Here is a 17,937-nt window from a genome sequence, read left to right on the forward strand (position 1 = left end):
GAGAATTGCTAAAAAAGAATCTACTTAAGATGCTGCAACAACAGCACGGCCATTTACTAACTTGCCATCTTCCATATAAACGATGCGATCCGCAATATCTAGAATGCGGTTGTCATGAGTAACCAAAAGAATGGTACAATCTTGTTCCTTAGCTAGTTTTTGCATGAGGTTAACCACATCTCGTCCCGATTTACTGTCAAGGGCGGCGGTGGGTTCATCTGCTAAGACTATTTTAGGACGACCTACCAATGCACGAGCGATCGCAACTCTTTGTTTTTGTCCCCCAGATAAATCATCAGGATAATAATTCAAGCGTTCTCCTAATCCTACCTCCTCTAATATTTGGGCTGACCGAGTTTTCATTTCTGCTGGCGAAATATTATTATGCACTTCCAAGCCCATTCTGACGTTTTGGAGTGCCGTTAAACTACCATGCAAGTTATGTGCTTGGAAAATATAACCGTTACTGCGTCGCACCTGGGTAAGTTGTGCTTTGCTAGCGCCACACAGTTCTTGTTCCAATATCTGCAAACTGCCGCATTGAGCAGAACGCAAGCCGCCTGCTAAGGTGAGAAGTGTAGTCTTACCAGAACCAGAAGGCCCTGTCATAATAATAATTTCGCCGGCGTTAATATCTAGGTTGATATCAAAGAGAACTTGCTTGCGGAGTTGACCATGACCAAAATAGTGGTCGAGATTTTTAATAGAGATTACAGAAGGCATACTAATTTTAGATTTTAGATTTTATATTTTAGATTGGCGATTAGGGATTTCCCAATCCCCAGTCCCCAGTCCCCAGTCCCCATTTTCTAAAACATATCTGCGGGGTCAGCGGATTGTAATTTACGAGTGGCGATCGCACCAGAAATTACACACATAATCATAGTCAGTGTTAATACCGTCAAAGCTCGTGCTACGGTCATATAAAGTGGTAAATTGGTGGCATTACGAGTTAAAGCATAAAGTCCTAAAGGTGCGATCGCTCCTGGGATAAAGCCCAAGATAGCTAAAATAATCGCCTCTTCAAACACCACACCTAATAAATAAAGATTGTTATACCCCATTGCTTTGAAAGTGGCGTATTCTTTGATATGAGAATTCACATCTGTAGAAAGAACTTGATAGACGATAATCACGCCCACCATAAATCCCATTGCTACACCTAAACTGAAAATAAACCCGATCGCTGTATTTGTTTTCCAGTAATTTATTTCAAATTCGATAAATTCTGCTCTGGTTAAAACTTTGACATCATCATCTAAATGAGCTTCTAAAGCTGCTTTCATCTGCTTTGGGTCGTAGCCTGGTTGTAGTTGCACCAAACCGAGACTGACACCGCTAGCTTCTCGTCTAGGAAATAGTCGCAGAAAGTTCTGGTCGTTGGTGATTAAAGTACCATCGGCGATGAAGGAAGCCCCGACTGAAAATAAGCCGCTAATGGTAATTGTCCGGCGTTCTATTTCGGTTGTGACAGTTTTACCTTGGTCAATTTTAGCGATCGCATCATTATAATCTCCCCTAGAGGCGCGATCGAACAAAACGGTATCTGGTAGCTTAACAGCATCTATCTGGCGATTTACATCTGCTAAGTTAAACACTTGCCGATCGGGATTGAACCCCATAACTAATATTGTCGTCTTCTGTTGTGTTTGGGGATTTTTCCAATCAACAATGTTGATATACATTCCTTCTGCCGACTTTACACCTGGTACATCCATTGCTTGATACAGGCGTCGCCGCGTAAAGCTAGACATATTTGCTAGGTTACGTGCTTGGGGACTGATGACAAACATATCAGCCTGCATACTACGATGCAGGATTGTGTTACTTTCAAACAGGGCAGTCTGAAATCCTAGCTGCATGAACATCAGAACATCGGCAAAAGCAATGCCTGACAATGCCACCAAAAGACGACCTTTTTCATGACTCAGTTGCAGCCATCCTAAAGGTGTTCGCCGCCGCAGTTGCTGGATAAATCCAATCACAGTACAATTACCGCCTTGACTTGTAAATTAGTGAAGCTAGAAGCATTTTGACTAGATAGTTTATTCAGTTGCACATGGACTTCCACTACTCTGGCATCAATATTGCTAGAGGGATCGGCGTTAATTAGATTTTGCCGCTTTACCTGCATACCAATCCAATCCACTCTTCCCTCTAATTCATTGCGTAGGGAATCACTACTTACCCGCACCTTTTGTCCCGGACGCACTTTCTTGATATCACTTTGGTAGACTTCTACTACTGCATACATCTGGTCGGTTTGCCCTAGAGCCACAATTCCTTCATTGCCAACAGTTTCTCCGGCTCGTGTATTAATCTCCAAAATTCGACCAGCTTTTGGAGCCACAACGTATGCCTGTGCCAGTTCTGCTCTAATTTTCTCCACGGTGGCTTGAGCGCTGTCTACCTCTGCTTGTGCATTTGCTATATCTGTAGGACGGACTTCAGCAGTTTGATTCAGGTTAGCTTTTGCTTCGTTAATCTGCTGTTGCAAGCTGGCGAGGGTTTGATCCTGGTTAGCTTTTGCTTCGTTAATCTGCTGTTGTAGGGTTGCGACAGTTCTTGTCTGAGTGGCTTGGCTTTCAATTAATGCTTGAGTGGAAGTTTCGGCGTTTAAGCGTCTGCTATCAACTTCCTGACTAGAAATTGCTCCTGCTTTGTATAAAGTCTCGTAGCGCTGCACGTCAGCTTGAGCATTACGTCTCTCGGCTGCTACGCGGGCCACTGTTGCTTGCAAGCTCTGTTGTTGTCCTTGCAGTTCTGCTTCTATACGATTAATTGTGGCTTGCTGAGTTTTAATATTTCCTTCTAGTTCTACTTGCAGACGATTGACGGTAGCTTGACGCGCTCCAATTTCTCCCTGTTTGGCTCCAGCTTTTACCTGGTTAAGGCGAGATTTGGCAACTTGAACTTGTTTTTGGGCTTCACTCAAAGTAGCTTGTAGGCGATCGCGGTTGTCCATAATCGCAACTACCTGCCCAGCTTTAACGCGATCGCTTTCTTTGACCAATAGTTGCTCTACTCGATTTCCTTCATTAGAAGAAGGCGCTGACAGTTTTATTATTTCTCCCTTTGGTTCCAACCGCCCTAATGCTGTTACTGTTTTTACCACTGGCTGGACTGCTACTGGTGCTTTTTGCTTTTCATTACTTGCAGCTTGAAGCTTCATCACTGTATAAACACTGGTTGCGCCTATTGCTAGAGATGCAATTATTGCAAGTAGAAGTGGCGATCGCAAAAGATTCTGAGAAGACCTCAAACTCTCTGAATTCCTGTTTTCCCTCATGCTATTCCCCCCTTACCACCAGTAGCAACCTGTACTAAACTGTCCAGTTCAATTTATGCTAAACTAAACGGGCTAGTTTAGTCAATAGGACACAACTAAGCTTGTCAATCAATTTGCTTGGCATTAGGGACTTGCAAAAAACAAATTATCCCAAATCATCTCTAGATTTGTATGGGCACAAGGTATTGTGTCTCTAGACCGGATATTTTTTAACTGGAAATCCCTTATGCTGTGGAATGCTATTCTCTATTGGGATTGATTGTCTACTACAAAAAAGTAGAGTAGAGGAAAGCTGAGAATAGAGGCTTTGGGACTTTATCAAAGGGTATATTTATTTTCGCCATTTTGTACTGGGGCATTTCGCAGCATCTATTAATATTGTTGATAAGAAAGGATAATTAATAAATGGTACGCATCAAAACTGACGAAGTTGATCGAGATAATTCCGTTGATAAAGTAGAGCAAATTCTGCAAGGTGCAATGCAAGAGTTTCTCCAAAATGGCTATGCTGGTACGAGCATGGATCGGGTAGCAGTAGCATCTGGTGTTTCTAAAGCGACAGTCTACAGCCACTTTCAAGATAAGGAAGGACTTTTTAAAGTACTGTTAGAGCAACTGACAAGCAAAAAAAACAGCTCCATTTTTGGTACAGAACCTATTGAGGGAGAACCAGCCGCCATCCTGCACCAAGTAGCAACCAAAGCATTAGAGCAGATGCTTAACGACAAAGAACATAGTGCATTTATGCGAGTACTAATCGGGGAATCTGGGCGTTTTCCTGAGTTAGCTCAAATTTGTGTGCGGACGATGATTAAGCCAGTAGCGGAAACTCTCACCCAATACTTGGCGGCTCCAGAATTAAAGATACCCGATCCTGAGGCGACAGCGAGAATTCTCTTAGGAGCATTAGTGCATTTTCATATTACTCAAAATGTGATGCATGGACAGGATATTATACCAATGGAAAGCGATCGCTTGATTAATGCGTTGACACACCTAATCACGAAATGCGCCGATTGATGCTTAACAATAGTTAAGAAACAAGCTCAAACAAAAATATGGCTACTGAAAACCTTCTGCTCACCGCCCTGCCTCGCGAGGTGTACAAGCAGATAGAAAACAAAATGGAGCAGGTCGAGCTTTCATACGGTGAGATACTCAACCGACCCGGCGAAACCATCGAAGAAGTCTACTTCCCTCTCACCTGTTTAATCTCAGTCACGATCACAATGATGGACGGCAGCACAGTTGAAGCCGGAGTGGTTGGAAGCCGCGAGATGGTAGGGATCAACGCTTTCATGGGCGGTCGAGAGACGACGCAGACCGAGTACATTGTTCAGGTTCCCGGCAACGCGGTGAAAATGAAGGCACATCTGCTGCTTGACGAGTTCGACACTAATAAGCAACTGCGGGACGTGATGCTCAAATACACCCAGGCTTATATCGCGCAAATCTCGCAGAATGTTGCCTGCAACCGCATTCATACTCTAGAAAAACGTATGGCCCGTTGGTTGCTTGAGTCCAGTGACCGTCTCTACGCAGATGAACTGTTCTTGTCCCATGAGTTCCTCTCCCACATGCTAGGCGTGCGCCGTTCTGGCATCACCGAAACCGCTCACCTCCTCGAAAAGAAAGGTCTGATCAAATGCGGTCGAAAGAAAATCCAAACTATTGATCGGCAGGGGCTAGAAGAGGCTTCTTGTGAATGTTATGAGGTAATCAAACAGGAATACAATCGCCTGCTAAAGTTTAAGCTAGAGAGATAACGAATAAAGTCTTTCTCACCTTAAGAGCGATAATAGAGGCTGCTGCTAGACGTGATGAATGTCGCGCACCATCCAGCGCAAGCCTGTTAAATTGCCTTTAACGTCGCGGATAGGAGCTACAGTTATAGCAGCCTCAAAAGGCTCACAGTCACGGGGCTGTATGCGTAATATCCACTCTTGCATATAGTCACACTTAGACCTGTGCATCTGGTTTAGTTGGCAACGAAACATCTGACGTTCTTCTACTGCAATGAAACAGACCAATGGTTTGTTTATCAAAAACCGTTGTTGAAGATTGAACAGTGTGGCAGTAGCACGATTTGCTGACTGAATTTTTCCTTGTATGTCGCTTACCAAATAGGCATTTGGTATGAACTCGAACAGGTCTTGGTAACGCTTGTATTCCTCTCTAAGCCGTGCTTGTACATTTACCAATTTTTGAGTTTGCTCGAATAGCTTCTGTGTAGCTATCTCTAGTATTTTTGAAGCAGTATCAAGTTCCTTCAAGGCTGCTAGCAGCAAATTGGCCTCTGGCTGTACTGCGGTGTTCGCATCTTGGTACAAGTTAGCTAAACGCCCTTGCAGTGACTGTAACTGCTGAGGAAACATATCTAGATTCATTATCAATCCAGGTGATATCTAACTAAGTTTCAATTCCTGAATAGAAAGAGACTGTTAACCAATTCCTAATGGGCTTTATCCTACCAATCGTTCATTACTGGTTAACCCAATAACGAGAAGCTAAGGGATATTGCTATCCATGAATTTGCTCCCAAGTTTCTTAGACATTCGGGATTGCCTATATTTGAGTATTGTTTAAAGATTAAAAAACTTTGCCGCTCCCAGTCAGTACGATTTCGTACAATATTATGAAAGTCCGCCGCAAGAGCCACCACGAGTTCTTAAAGCCTAGCTTTGAACAAACCGCAAGTTAAGAGGTTGCTCCTGGCTGTAACCCGTAGAAATAAGAATTTTCGGCAAGTTTGGGATTTCTATTTCCGACTCAATTTTATTAAAAGTACCCATCTGGCTGGAGAAAGGTATTGAGGTTATTTTAACAACTATGCTGAAATCCTGATACCTTTGCTTTGTATCCCTTATTGCTAGCGAACTTAACATTAAACTATACTTTATCTCCCTTTACTCGTTCACTAGGTGGAAGAATTAATTTGGCAAAAAGAGTAATTTTTTTTAGACAACATTAAGTACGGTCAATTCTCTAATGTATTCAAGGACTAGAAGCCTTTTCATAACTCAAAGGAATTACGAAAAATGATTCTAAGAGCTTGTTTCACAATAATTGTTTCATCTAAGAGGATGTTTAAAAAGTCCTCTTTTCGGTAGCAAAATGTTCTATATCCCCCTAAATCCCCATTAAAAAGGGGGGATAGGGGGGATCTATAAGTACTTAAAATTACAGCCAATTACTTTTCAAACAGCCTCTAAGTAATACGAATTTTTATCCAACCCTATACAAAAGGTCTAGAAATTAGATGGATGATTTAAAGCAATTAGATAAGTATGCTTTTCAAGTCTTAACGATGATCGAGGAGGGCTATTCTAGCCGCCAGATTGCCCAGCAGTTTCATCTAAGTTATAAGACAGTAAAAGATATTGTGGAACGGTTTTCTCACTGGCGATAAAATGAAGAGAATTTTCAATCCCCCAGTACCTCTGTTATAGGTAAAACTCTCTTGCTTTTAACTTAAAAGCTATTAATTCATATTGCAGTACACGACATAAAACCAAAAACCGCACTTATAAATGTCAGTGCGGCTTTGAGTTCCACAGAAATGGTTTTGACTTTATCAATATTCGTAGACAGGATCTGGGATGTTTCGATGTCCCAGTACTTGGGGTTATGACATTCCCCACTGGTTTAAGGTTCCATCCTCATCTCCACTATAGCTCTGTGCAAGCGTGACTGAATGCACAACGAAAAATCCCCTTGCTGTCTTAAATGGGGAGAATGTCAATGTTTTTTCCATAGAAGCTACAGTGTTGCCTCCGCGCTTTTTCGTTCTTTACAAGCTGTTACAAATAAAGCCTCCAGAGATCGCTAGATAACTAGGCAGGAATTACTTGAACAACTAAGGCGCGTTTATCCAGCGACTGGATTTTACCTACTTGACTGAGATCGTTTGCAATTCGGTCTAGCAGTTCTCCCGCTTTGTCACGATATTGATGTTCTCGGCCTCGTAAACGAATGGCAAACTTGACAGAATCGCCTTTACTCAACCACTGACCTGCTTGTTCGATGCGTAAATTGTAATCAGCCATACCCACGTTTAGACCGAATCGAACTTCTTTTACCGTGGGTCTAGCACTCTGGCTCTGACGTTTTTTCTTTTGATATTGTAGCTTGCCATAGTTGAGAATCTTGGCGATTGGAGCGTCTTTACCTTGGGAGACTACAACTAAGTCGAGCTCTAAGCTTTCAGCTAGCTGTAACGCCTCATTGGTGTCGATCAGACCACGATTATTATTCTCATGGTCAATTAAGAAGACGCTAGGTGACTTGATTTGTGAATTAATCAGTTGCTTTTGGATTGCGATAATGAATTTCTCCCATTTGTTCAATACTTTGCTTTACAAGCAGGTAATGCTAATTTAACACAACACTGAATCAGAGCAACTTTAACCACACAATAGACGACAATCTGATAGAATGAGGGACTGCGGCACTCGCTCTCAGTCTTTGCGCTATTGCCCATCCAGCTTTTCAATGATTTTTATCCGTCCGCCTAAGACTGACGCCATGATTGGCGACAGGCCGATGTTATTTTTGGAGTCTTATGTCTTTTTCCGATCTCGGCTTGTCCAATGAAATTATCCGTGCTGTTACCGAACGAGGGTACACGGAACCCACGCCAATCCAGATGCAGTCCATTCCTGCTGTCTTGTCGGGTAAAGATTTATTAGCTGGGGCACAAACTGGCACTGGAAAAACCGCTAGTTTTACATTACCGCTTTTGCATCGGTTGTCGTCTAACAAGAGCAAAGGTACGCCTAATGGATACCCACCAATCCGGGCGTTGATTCTCACCCCGACTCGCGAACTAGCTGCACAAGTGGAAGAAAGCGTGCGCGAGTACGGCAAGTACTTAAATCTTAACTCGATGGTGATGTTTGGCGGAGTCAGTATTAATCTGCAAAAACAGCGTTTGAGGAGTCGAGTGGATATTTTGGTCGCTACTCCAGGGCGACTGCTAGACCACGTACATCAGGGTACGCTGAATTTATCGCAGATTGAGGTTTTGGTGCTGGATGAAGCCGATCGGATGCTGGACATGGGTTTTATTAATGATATCCGCCGCATTCTCTCACTCCTGCCCAAACAGCGACAGAATTTGCTATTTTTCGCTACTTTCTCAGACAAAATTAAGGCACTGGCTGCCGGACTACTCAATAATCCGACGATGATTGAAGTGGCGCGCCGCAACGTTACCGCCGACACGATCGCCCAGAAAGTTTACCAAGTAGACCGTGACAAAAAACGCCAATTACTTGCTCATCTGATTCGACGAGATAATTGGTATCAAGTACTAGTATTCACTCGCACCAAGTATGGTGCTGACCGTTTAGTGAAGCAGTTGGGCGAAGACCGCATTCAAGCATTGGCAATCCACGGTAATAAGAGCCAGCCACTGCGTACTAACGCTCTGGCCAAGTTCAAAAATGGCACCTTACAAGTATTGGTGGCGACAGACATTGCTGCTAGGGGTCTTGACATCAGCGAACTGCCCCATGTAGTTAACTTTGATTTGCCCAATGTACCAGAAGATTATGTTCATCGTATTGGTCGCACCGGTCGCGCTGGCGCATCAGGTGAAGCTGTATCGTTAGTGTGCATCGATGAACAGCATCTATTGAAAGATATCGAAAAACTGATTGAGCAACGCTTGCCGAAGGAAGTGGTTGCTGGTTTTGCGCCCAACCCCGATATCAACCCCGAACCAATTGCAAATGTACGGCAACATAGAGCCAAGCCCGGAAGTGAGAAGCGTGCGGCTCGTACTCCTAAACCGTTACCACAGACATCGGCTAAACGTAAAGCAGCGCCACCTGCCACCAATGGCGAGAAACCTGGCGCTCGTTCATCTGGATCGCGCCGTTCTGCTAAAAGCGATCGCTAATATTAGTTAGCTGTTCAATAGATTGATTTTGCACGGGTTCTGGAAAACCTCACTTTCATTCCTCTCGCGTACAAATTTTCGGTGTACACACAAGTCTCTTGGAGTTGTGCCAGAGACTTTTAATCCTCTCAACCCCCTCTGATATCAAGTCCGGCTAATCACTTATGATTAGCAAATCTGTGCAAAAATCGGAAAAGCCTCTTTCCCCCAGCAAGAACTGCGGTCTAAATGGTAAGTCTTTAGCCGGACACGATATGAACTGAAACTCTAGCAAAATTGCCTCATTCAATGTAATATCTGTCACATACAGTTGTCGGAATGCAGTTAACAGTGTCATAAAGAAAAGGTGAAGGTTAACCTGTAGGGTATAACTTACCTTAGACTTGCTTGACCCCTAGCTTCGATGGATCTATCACACTCATGACTGAACTGACGCTACGCCTACAAGAGGGAGATACCGAGACAACGATCGCTGTTGACCAAGATATATTTACAATTGGTCGTTTGCCGGAATGTAACTTGTACTTACCTTTTGGTGGAATATCCCGCAACCATGCTCGCCTGGTAAAAACGGCTGACGGTGTGTGGACTATTGAGGATCTGGGCAGCAAAAACGGGACGCAAGTCAATAAATATCTGGTTAACTATCCTCAAGAGTTACATCACGGCGATATCGTTTGGCTGGGCAATGTCAGCTTGGTAGTGCTGCTCACAACCCCTGTTTCTCAACCTACACCTGAGTATCCTGGAATTTCGGAGATTAATGAGCAAAGAACAATCCTTCACAATGTCGAACAATTACAACAGCAATGGATCGCAGCTGATAGTAAAGATGGCAACATCAGCAATAAGGACAAAACCATTGCCCGTCTCAAAGACTTAGTGGACATAGCGAAAAATCTTTGTGCAGCCGCATCTATAGAAGAGATTTTTTCTCAGGTGCAGCAAGTAGTTTTTCGTTATCTTGATAGTATCGATCGCTTGGCATTATTAATTGATGTCAATGGTTGCGGTCAGTTGGAATTAGTGAATGCTGCCACTAGAAACGTTTCCCAACAGAAACATCTCCCTTCTGATGGTAGTTGGATTAGTCGTAGTATCTGTCAAAAGGTATTTGAGGAAAAAGTCGTCATTCAAACCGGTGATACTCATCAGGATGAACGGTTTGCTAGCGAACAGAGTATTTTAGTCAAAGGCATTCGTAGCGCGATGGCAGTGCCTTTATGGGATGAAAATAAAGTTGTGGGCGTATTGTATGCCGATGCCAATTTTTCTTCTTACCATTGGGCAAATGAAGGTGAAGAAGAATTGAGCTTTTTTTCAGCTTTAGCAAACCTTGTAGCCTCTAGTGTGCAGCGTTGGCTGTTAGTAGAGAAACTCAAAACTGAAGAGATGATTCGTCACCGACTAGAACGTTATCATTCTCCAGCAGTTGTACAGCAGTTGATATCTGTAGGCGGATTACCGGGTGGTCGTTTAGCTCCCGCCGAGAGTGAAATCAGTATTTTGTTTGCTGACTTAGTTGGCTTTACGGCAATTTCTGAAAGGTTAACACCAACTGCGATCGCTCAACTATTAAATAATTTATTTGAAGAAATGCTAAAAGAAGTGTTTGGTTGCGGCGGCACTTTAGATAAATATATTGGCGATTGTATTATGGCATTTTTTGGCGCTCCAGAACCGCAAGCAGATCATGCCGATCGCGCTGTTACTGCTGCCAAGGGAATGCTCACTCGTCTCGAACATCTGAATGCCAATGGTTTTTGGCACGAACCTCTGCAATTACGTATTGCGATTAATAGCGGTAAGGCTGTGGTGGGAGATGTCGGTAGTTCCCAAAGGGTAGATTATACGGCATTAGGCGCAACAATTAATCTTGCTGCTCGAATGGAAGCAGTTTGTCCCCCTAGTGAATGCGTGATTAGTGAAGCCACCCATAAAATGCTTTCAGAACCCTCTGACTTCCAAGAAATGGGAGATTATCGTTTCAAAGGTATTGAGCGATTAGTTAAGGTTTATCAGACAAAATTGCAGCCAGTACCAACAATTATTGCTCCAATCATTAATCTTTAGGTATTGGGCATGGGGCAGGGGGTATGGGGCATGGGGCATGGGGCAGGGAGAGAATGACAAATGACAAATGACAAATGACAAATGACTAATAACTAATAACAAATTTATCCAGATAAATACATAGTTAAGATGTATATTTTGTTTCAAAAATAATTGCAAAATAGTCAAACATAGCAACCAATTCTGGGTTAAAAGATTAGAATTTGGGTGGTAGCTTCCAGAATTGATCTGTGTAACACTAGGAAGCCTACCGAAGCTATTTTTTAACGGGAGGTCAGGTAATGGCGATCGCCACCATTAATCCCGCCACTGGGGAGACGCTCAAAACCTTTGAGGCGCTCAATGATGAAGAGATTGTCGCTAAACTCGATTTAGCTAATCAGACTTTTGAACACTATCGTCAGACTAGTTTCTCTGAACGATCGCAGTGGCTGCAAAAAACTGCTGATATTTTAGAGCAAGACAAAGCAGAATTTGCGAAGTTGATGACTCTAGAAATGGGTAAGCCATTTAAAGCTGCGATCGCAGAAGTCGAAAAATGCGTCGCCGTCTGTCGCTACTATGCCGAACACGCCCCTGGTTTCTTAGCTGATGTCAGTGTAAAAACTGATGCCAGTCAGAGTTTTGTACGTTATCAACCAATGGGTGCGATTCTCGCGGTGATGCCGTGGAATTTCCCCTTCTGGCAAGTTTTTCGTTTTGCCGCACCCGCCCTGATGGCAGGGAATGTCGGCTTACTCAAACACGCTTCCAACGTGCCGCAGTGCGCCTTGGCAATTGAAGATATTATCCGACGGGCAGGTTTTCCTGAAGGTGCGTTTCAAACTCTATTAATAGGCGCAGCCAAAGTTGCCGATTTAATGGCTGATGACCGCGTAAAAGCTGCCACCTTGACAGGAAGCGAACCAGCAGGCGCATCTCTCGCCGTCGCCGCCGGTAAACAAATTAAAAAAACAGTTTTGGAATTAGGAGGAAGTGACCCGTTTATTGTGTTAGAAAGTGCTGACTTAGAGGCAGCAGTTGTCACAGCTACTACAGCGCGGATGTTAAATAACGGGCAATCATGTATTGCAGCGAAACGTTTTATTGTCGCAGATGCGATCGCAGACAAATTTGAAAAATTGCTTTTAGAAAAATTCGAGGCGCTGAAAGTAGGCGATCCCATGCAACCAGATACCGATTTAGGGCCACTGGCAACACCTGGTATTCTCCAGGATTTAGACCAACAAGTGCAAGGTGCTATTAGCAGCGGTGGTAAAGTTATCACCGGTGGACATCCTTTATCAGATCGTCCGGGAAACTTTTATCCGCCAACGATTATCATAGATATCCCCACCGACACACCAATTGCAAAAGAAGAATTCTTTGGCCCGGTAGCCTTGTTATTCCGGGTTCCAGATATCGATGCTGCCATCAAACTCGCTAATGACTCACCCTTTGGCTTAGGTGCAAGTGCTTGGACAACCAACGACCAAGAGAGCGATCGCTTGGTTGAGGAAATCGAAGCAGGTGCCGTATTTATCAACAGTATGGTCAAATCCGATCCTCGGTTGCCCTTTGGGGGCATCAAGCGTTCTGGATATGGCAGAGAATTGAGTATCCAAGGTATACATGAGTTTGTCAATGTTAAAACTGTGTGGGTTAAATGATTAGTCATTAGTCATTGGTCATTAGTCATTAGTCATTGGTCAAAGGACAAATGACTAATGACAAAGAACAAAAGTCTTATTCGTTAATAGAGTTGTCGGAAAATAAAATGAATACAGCAGAATTATTGGTGCAGTGTCTAGAAAATGAAGGAGTGCAATATATTTTTGGACTCCCTGGTGAAGAAAACCTGCACGTTTTGGAAGCGTTAAAACATTCTTCGATTAAATTTATTACGACTCGTCATGAACAGGGTGCAGCATTCATGGCCGATGTCTACGGACGCTTAACCGGAAAAGCCGGAGTATGTCTTTCTACTCTTGGCCCTGGGGCAACTAATTTGATGACTGGGGTAGCAGATGCTAACCTCGATGGTGCGCCCTTAGTGGCGATTACCGGTCAAGTGGGAACAGATAGAATGCACATTGAATCCCACCAATATTTAGATTTGGTGGCAATGTTTGCACCTGTTACCAAGTGGAATAAGCAGATTGTGCGACCGAGTATTACACCCGAAGTAGTGCGTAAAGCATTTAAGCGATCGCAATCCGAAAAACCTGGTGCAGTTCACATCGATTTGCCAGAAAATATTGCTGCCATGCCCGTCGAAGGCAAACCTTTGCGTAAGGATAATAGCGAAAAAACCTATGCATCTTTTGCTAGCATTCGGGCAGCAGCCGCCGCAATTTGCCAAGCTGTTAACCCATTAATCTTAGTCGGAAATGGGGCAATTCGCGCTCATGCCAGTGATGCCGTAACGCAATTTGCCACCTTGTTGAATATACCTGTTGCCAATACCTTCATGGGTAAAGGCGTGATTCCCTACACACATCAACTAGCTTTGTGGTCAGTGGGATTACAGCAAAGAGACTTCATTACCTGTGCTTTTGATAACACAGATTTAGTAATTGCGATCGGCTATGATTTGATTGAGTTTTCCCCCAAAAAATGGAATCGAAATGGTGAAATTCCTATTGTGCATATTGGGGTAAGTCCAGCAGAGATTGATAGTAGTTATATTCCCAACGCCGAAGTCGTGGGAGATATTTCAGATTCCCTCTATGAAATCTTAAAATTAGCAGACCGACAAGGCAAACCCGATCCCTTTGCTATTAGCTTAAGATCAGAAATTCGAGCTGATTACGAACAGTATGCTCATGATGACGGATTTCCTATTAAGCCGCAAAAGTTAATATATGACTTACGCCAAGTGATGGGCCCAGATGATATTGTCATCTCTGATGTTGGCGCACATAAAATGTGGATGGCTCGTCATTATCATTGCCATAGCCCTAATACTTGCATAATTTCCAACGGCTTCGCAGCTATGGGTATTGCCATTCCTGGCGCTTTAGCAGCAAAACTGGTTCATCCCAACCGCAAAGTCGTTGCTGTCACAGGCGATGGCGGCTTTATGATGAATTCTCAAGAATTAGAAACAGCCTTACGTGTCGGAACGCCCTTTGTCACGATAATTTTCAATGATGGCGGTTATGGGTTAATTGAGTGGAAACAAGAAAATCAATTTGGCAAAGGAAACTCATCTTTTGTGCATTTTAGCAATCCTGATTTTGTCAAATTCGCCGAAAGCATGGGTTTAAAAGGCTACCGAGTTGAATCAGCTTTAGATTTGATTCCCACTTTGAAAGAAGCCCTCGCTCAAGATGTACCCGCCGTGATAGATTGTCCCGTAGATTATCGGGAGAATCACCGCTTCAGTCAAAAAGCCGGCGAGTTGACTTGTGCGTTGTAAAAATTAGAGACGCGATTAATCGCGTCTGTACAAGAGTTAGGAGTTATTTATTCCTAACTCCTTTAGTGTTTTGGTAGGGTACGTTAGCCTTTGGCGTAACGTACCGCTTTACTTCACTTTATTTATAAATATATTTCTCCTCTTTCTTTGCGTCCTCTGCGTCCTTTGCGGTTCGTTAAAAAAACCACGAGTATACAACTACTCTGTGCAGAAATTATTGTTCTTAAGAATGAACAAGACCCCTCTATGCGGCGATTGGCAACTTTAGCTGATGTGGAAGCTGCGATACCAGAAGCTTTGCAAAGTGCCGGCTTTTTCTTTGCTGACATTCAAAACAATCAAGTAGACGCTACTGGACAAGCTATTCTACGTTTTATCGCCACTCAAGGGGAAGTCAGCCGCCAAGCTCTATTGCAACAGTTCCCCGATGCTGATATTACTTTCAACTTGCTGTTGCAACGTGAGTTAATTGAGGAAGTTGACGACGGCTATCGCTTCCAGGTGGAGTTGATTCGCCGCTGGTTTATTTGAATCATCTCCGATAAGTTAACTGATGACAAATACTACTTGTGTTGGCGTAATTGTTCTACTATATAGTCTTCTAGTTCTTGTTTTTCTCTGTTACTAGCATTTCGTTGATAAGTTCTTCCGGTTTCTTGGATAAACCTACGTTTCTCGCTGGGAGAAGATTTGAGTTTACCTCCATTTCCTTGCAGCTTTTCCTGTAATTCTTCCCAAGTCTTTTCACCTACACTTTCACCTAGTTTGACCAGTGCCTTTGGGAGTAACATTTTTGCCTCTCGTTGAAAATCTTCTTCTGTCTCAAGGGAAGCTAAATCTATATTGCTGAAGTCGATATCGATTTGAAACTTACTCATAGAATTGTATTTATTTTGTTCAAAATTATTACCCAAATCGAGGAAAGATGGGTTTTCAATTTTCAGTTACGATCCCAATATAGTATGATTGTACTGTTGGATGTTGGTAACTGAAGTTGAAAATATCAATTCCGAAAGTTGATTGAATACTTCCGGTAGTATAGCCTTACTTAATCCTTCATAACAAGATTCCCGACTTATTGAAATAAGTGGGAAATCTCAGCCTTTTGGTTTTCATTTATAACAGAAGATTGCTATATATTCAAAAAGAATACATATAATGAATGACCGTACAACCAAGTTAGCAATATTAGAAATGCTATCTTAAAGGCAAGGTCATTTGCTCAAACTTTGAGGATAATACTATGACTACAACGCTCAAAGAGGCTAATTCTATTGAGTCATTGCTAGGTAAAGAGGCTGAAGACCTGCTTACCCACAAAGCAAAAGTTTCTCATGATTTAATACATTTGCCGGGGCCAGACTTTGTAGATCGAATCTGGCTCAACAGCGATCGCAATCCTCAAGTATTGCGTAATCTCCACCTACTTTATTCTACTGGTCGTCTGGCAAACACAGGTTATCTCTCGATTTTACCAGTAGACCAAGGGATTGAACACTCAGCAGGTGCGTCTTTTGCGCCCAATCCGATTTACTTCGACCCAGAAAATATTCTCAAGCTAGCGATCGCCGCAGGTTGCAATGCTGTTGCTACCACTTTGGGAACATTAGGCATCGTATCACGGAAATATGCCCACAAAATTCCCTTTATTGCCAAAATCAATCACAACGAATTGCTGACTTTCCCCAATCAATTTGACCAGGTATTGTTTGCTGATGTCGAACAAGCTTGGAATTTAGGGGCCGCGGCGGTAGGTGCGACAATTTACTTTGGTTCAGAGCAGTCTACCAGACAAATCCAAGAAATCAGCAAAGCTTTTAAACGCGCCCATGAATTAGGGATGGCGACTATTCTCTGGTGCTATCTGCGGAACAACGCTTTTAAACAAGACAAAGATTACCACCTTGCAGCCGACCTCACCGGACAGGCGAATCATTTGGGTGTAACTATTGAAGCCGACATTATTAAACAAAAGTTACCCGAAAATAACAATGGTTACGGTGCAGTTGCCAAAGCCAGTGGTAAGAGTTACGGCAAAACAGATGAGCGCGTTTATACAGAATTGACAACCGATCACCCAATTGATTTAACTCGTTACCAAGTACTAAATTGCTACTCTGGGCGCGTAGGGTTGATTAATTCTGGTGGCGCGACTGGTAAAAATGATTTCGCCGAAGCAATACGCACCGCCGTAATTAATAAACGCGCTGGTGGTTCAGGATTAATTTCTGGGCGAAAGACCTTCCAACGTCCTTTTGAGGAAGGTGTAAAACTGTTTCATACCATTCAAGATGTTTACTTGTCGCCAGATGTGACGATCGCTTAGGGAGTGGGGACTGGGGACTGGGTAGTTAGGAGTTAGGAGTTATAACAATTCTTTCCCCCATGCCCCATGCCCCATGCCCAATGCCCCATGCCCAATGCCCCATGCCCCTTTTTATCTAACGTTTCTCAACAAGAAATCTGGCTGACCACAACTTTTTTGCGATCGCTTCAAAATCTCAGCGCTACAAATACCAGGTTCGGCATTTTTGGAATAACAAAAGAAGACTTCTTGCAAAAATCTTCCTGAACCAGAACAAAAAGGTGCTACACCATCAGCAGTAATTTGATTATTCGCACTCACGAATGAATTTTTAAAATTTGTAATTGTGGTACGTACAGGTTTATTAGGGCGATTGTAAGCTGCGGGAACAGCGATCGCATCTTTTAATTTTTTACTCAATCCCAAGTATTCCGCAGGAGTTTTCCCCGAACAAGTACCATGTTTTTCCCATTCATGATCGTAAAGTTTAGGGCTAGGAAACAAATTGGGAAAGCGTCGCTTTACTTCCGACGGTAATTTTTGCGTGGAACAATTAGCAGGATAACCAGTTTGGTACTGCGGCCACAAACCATGTAGTACAAAACCAAGTTTCTTTCCAGAACTGCACTGCTGCGGGTCACGAGTACCATTTGTCGCACAATAATCCGGCGACCAAGAGAGTGTCAGTACATAAAAATCAAATTTCCCTGGAGTACCGCGATTTTGAGCAATGGCAGCATTAGGTATAAAAAGACTAGTAATTAGCAGAGAAGATGCAATTAAAAGTTTCTTAATCTGCATAAAAACAATTAGTTTGCCTAAAAATAAAGTTATATACGATACATTATTAAGAGTCAAGAATCAAACCGCTTCGCGTAGTCATTGGGCATTGGGGAAAGAATTGTTATAACTCCTAACTCCTAACTCCCCAATCCCCAACGAATTCAGAAAAAGCAAATCTTGGTAGA

16 protein-coding genes are annotated in these 17,937 nt (G+C 43.1%); 9 read left to right on the plus strand and 7 right to left on the minus strand.

The window, feature by feature from the left end:
* Positions 1-24 precede the first annotated feature (24 nt).
* The 3 genes from HWQ42_RS04705 to HWQ42_RS04715 form a co-directional block, all read right to left on the minus strand.
* On the minus strand, positions 25-723 hold the full coding sequence (locus tag HWQ42_RS04705; protein WP_292809764.1) for a DevA family ABC transporter ATP-binding protein: 699 nt from the start codon (positions 721-723) through the stop codon (positions 25-27).
* Positions 724-809: 86 nt separating this feature from the next.
* Positions 810-1,985, minus strand: coding sequence for an ABC transporter permease DevC (devC, locus tag HWQ42_RS04710; RefSeq protein WP_292809766.1), 1,176 nt, complete (start codon positions 1,983-1,985; stop codon positions 810-812).
* Positions 1,982-3,289: an HlyD family efflux transporter periplasmic adaptor subunit gene (locus tag HWQ42_RS04715; RefSeq protein ID WP_292809768.1), complete on the minus strand. Its 1,308-nt coding sequence runs from the start codon at positions 3,287-3,289 to the stop codon at positions 1,982-1,984. The genes devC and HWQ42_RS04715 overlap by 4 nt, the downstream gene beginning before the upstream one ends.
* 405 nt (positions 3,290-3,694) lie before the next feature.
* Here HWQ42_RS04715 and HWQ42_RS04720 point away from each other — a divergent pair, with 405 nt between their 5' ends.
* Both HWQ42_RS04720 and HWQ42_RS04725 read left to right on the plus strand, forming a co-directional pair.
* Entirely contained in the window at positions 3,695-4,309 is a 615-nt protein-coding gene (locus HWQ42_RS04720; RefSeq protein WP_292809770.1) for a TetR/AcrR family transcriptional regulator, read from the plus strand.
* 38 nt (positions 4,310-4,347) lie between these two features.
* Positions 4,348-5,055, plus strand: a complete 708-nt coding sequence (locus HWQ42_RS04725) for a Crp/Fnr family transcriptional regulator (RefSeq protein WP_292809772.1) — start codon at positions 4,348-4,350, stop codon at positions 5,053-5,055.
* A 45-nt stretch (positions 5,056-5,100) separates the two neighbouring features.
* Here HWQ42_RS04725 and HWQ42_RS04730 read toward each other — a convergent pair whose 3' ends face one another.
* Positions 5,101-5,676, minus strand: coding sequence for a PAS domain-containing protein (locus HWQ42_RS04730; RefSeq protein ID WP_292809774.1), 576 nt, complete (start codon positions 5,674-5,676; stop codon positions 5,101-5,103).
* An 872-nt stretch (positions 5,677-6,548) separates the two neighbouring features.
* Here HWQ42_RS04730 and HWQ42_RS04735 point away from each other — a divergent pair.
* Positions 6,549-6,698, plus strand: a complete 150-nt coding sequence (locus HWQ42_RS04735) for a LuxR C-terminal-related transcriptional regulator (RefSeq protein WP_292809776.1) — start codon at positions 6,549-6,551, stop codon at positions 6,696-6,698.
* A 424-nt stretch (positions 6,699-7,122) separates the two neighbouring features.
* Here the strand turns inward: HWQ42_RS04735 and infC are convergent, their stop codons facing one another.
* Positions 7,123-7,635: a translation initiation factor IF-3 gene (gene infC / locus HWQ42_RS04740; RefSeq protein WP_094352543.1), complete on the minus strand. Its 513-nt coding sequence runs from the start codon at positions 7,633-7,635 to the stop codon at positions 7,123-7,125.
* Positions 7,636-7,850: 215 nt separating this feature from the next.
* Between infC and HWQ42_RS04745 the strand changes: the two genes are divergently transcribed.
* The 5 genes from HWQ42_RS04745 (at position 7,851) to HWQ42_RS04765 (ending at position 15,195) form a co-directional block, all read left to right on the plus strand.
* Positions 7,851-9,191, plus strand: coding sequence for a DEAD/DEAH box helicase (locus tag HWQ42_RS04745; RefSeq protein ID WP_292809778.1), 1,341 nt, complete (start codon positions 7,851-7,853; stop codon positions 9,189-9,191).
* Positions 9,192-9,611: 420 nt separating this feature from the next.
* Positions 9,612-11,264, plus strand: a complete 1,653-nt coding sequence (locus tag HWQ42_RS04750) for an adenylate/guanylate cyclase domain-containing protein (RefSeq protein ID WP_292809780.1) — start codon at positions 9,612-9,614, stop codon at positions 11,262-11,264.
* A gap of 281 nt (positions 11,265-11,545) precedes the next feature.
* Entirely contained in the window at positions 11,546-12,913 is a 1,368-nt protein-coding gene (locus tag HWQ42_RS04755; RefSeq protein ID WP_292809782.1) for an NAD-dependent succinate-semialdehyde dehydrogenase, read from the plus strand.
* 107 nt (positions 12,914-13,020) lie between these two features.
* Positions 13,021-14,664: an acetolactate synthase large subunit gene (locus tag HWQ42_RS04760; protein WP_292739001.1), complete on the plus strand. Its 1,644-nt coding sequence runs from the start codon at positions 13,021-13,023 to the stop codon at positions 14,662-14,664.
* A gap of 246 nt (positions 14,665-14,910) precedes the next feature.
* A complete protein-coding gene (locus HWQ42_RS04765; RefSeq protein ID WP_292809784.1) occupies positions 14,911-15,195 on the plus strand; it encodes a hypothetical protein in 285 nt (94 codons plus the stop codon).
* Between the two features lie 32 nt (positions 15,196-15,227).
* Here the strand turns inward: HWQ42_RS04765 and HWQ42_RS04770 are convergent, their stop codons facing one another.
* Entirely contained in the window at positions 15,228-15,542 is a 315-nt protein-coding gene (locus tag HWQ42_RS04770) for a hypothetical protein (RefSeq protein ID WP_292809785.1), read from the minus strand.
* A gap of 365 nt (positions 15,543-15,907) precedes the next feature.
* Here HWQ42_RS04770 and HWQ42_RS04775 point away from each other — a divergent pair, with 365 nt between their 5' ends.
* Positions 15,908-16,990 (plus strand): class I fructose-bisphosphate aldolase, encoded by a 1,083-nt coding sequence (locus HWQ42_RS04775; protein WP_292809787.1) that lies wholly within the window; start codon positions 15,908-15,910, stop codon positions 16,988-16,990.
* 111 nt (positions 16,991-17,101) lie between these two features.
* On the opposite strand, the gene HWQ42_RS04780 is transcribed toward HWQ42_RS04775, so the two are convergent.
* Complete coding sequence (locus HWQ42_RS04780) at positions 17,102-17,770, minus strand: ribonuclease (RefSeq protein ID WP_292809789.1); 669 nt, start codon at positions 17,768-17,770, stop codon at positions 17,102-17,104.
* Positions 17,771-17,937: the final 167 nt, after the last annotated feature.

This window comes from Nostoc sp. JL23 (assembly GCF_017115065.1).
GTDB classification, from domain to species: domain Bacteria; phylum Cyanobacteriota; class Cyanobacteriia; order Cyanobacteriales; family Nostocaceae; genus Nostoc; species Nostoc punctiforme_A.

What these genes read in the sequence shown, in the direction of transcription:
- HWQ42_RS04705 (WP_292809764.1), bottom strand. Translation starts at nt 723, where the DNA reads ATGCCTTCTGTAATCTCTATTAAAAATCTCGACCACTATTTTGGTCAT.
- HWQ42_RS04715 (WP_292809768.1), bottom strand. Translation starts at nt 3,289, where the DNA reads ATGAGGGAAAACAGGAATTCAGAGAGTTTGAGGTCTTCTCAGAATCTT.
- HWQ42_RS04720 (WP_292809770.1), top strand. Translation starts at nt 3,695, where the DNA reads ATGGTACGCATCAAAACTGACGAAGTTGATCGAGATAATTCCGTTGAT.
- HWQ42_RS04725 (WP_292809772.1), top strand. Translation starts at nt 4,348, where the DNA reads ATGGCTACTGAAAACCTTCTGCTCACCGCCCTGCCTCGCGAGGTGTAC.
- HWQ42_RS04730 (WP_292809774.1), bottom strand. Translation starts at nt 5,676, where the DNA reads ATGAATCTAGATATGTTTCCTCAGCAGTTACAGTCACTGCAAGGGCGT.
- HWQ42_RS04735 (WP_292809776.1), top strand. Translation starts at nt 6,549, where the DNA reads ATGGATGATTTAAAGCAATTAGATAAGTATGCTTTTCAAGTCTTAACG.
- HWQ42_RS04745 (WP_292809778.1), top strand. Translation starts at nt 7,851, where the DNA reads ATGTCTTTTTCCGATCTCGGCTTGTCCAATGAAATTATCCGTGCTGTT.
- HWQ42_RS04750 (WP_292809780.1), top strand. Translation starts at nt 9,612, where the DNA reads ATGACTGAACTGACGCTACGCCTACAAGAGGGAGATACCGAGACAACG.
- HWQ42_RS04755 (WP_292809782.1), top strand. Translation starts at nt 11,546, where the DNA reads ATGGCGATCGCCACCATTAATCCCGCCACTGGGGAGACGCTCAAAACC.
- HWQ42_RS04760 (WP_292739001.1), top strand. Translation starts at nt 13,021, where the DNA reads ATGAATACAGCAGAATTATTGGTGCAGTGTCTAGAAAATGAAGGAGTG.
- HWQ42_RS04765 (WP_292809784.1), top strand. Translation starts at nt 14,911, where the DNA reads ATGCGGCGATTGGCAACTTTAGCTGATGTGGAAGCTGCGATACCAGAA.
- HWQ42_RS04770 (WP_292809785.1), bottom strand. Translation starts at nt 15,542, where the DNA reads ATGAGTAAGTTTCAAATCGATATCGACTTCAGCAATATAGATTTAGCT.
- HWQ42_RS04775 (WP_292809787.1), top strand. Translation starts at nt 15,908, where the DNA reads ATGACTACAACGCTCAAAGAGGCTAATTCTATTGAGTCATTGCTAGGT.
- HWQ42_RS04780 (WP_292809789.1), bottom strand. Translation starts at nt 17,770, where the DNA reads ATGCAGATTAAGAAACTTTTAATTGCATCTTCTCTGCTAATTACTAGT.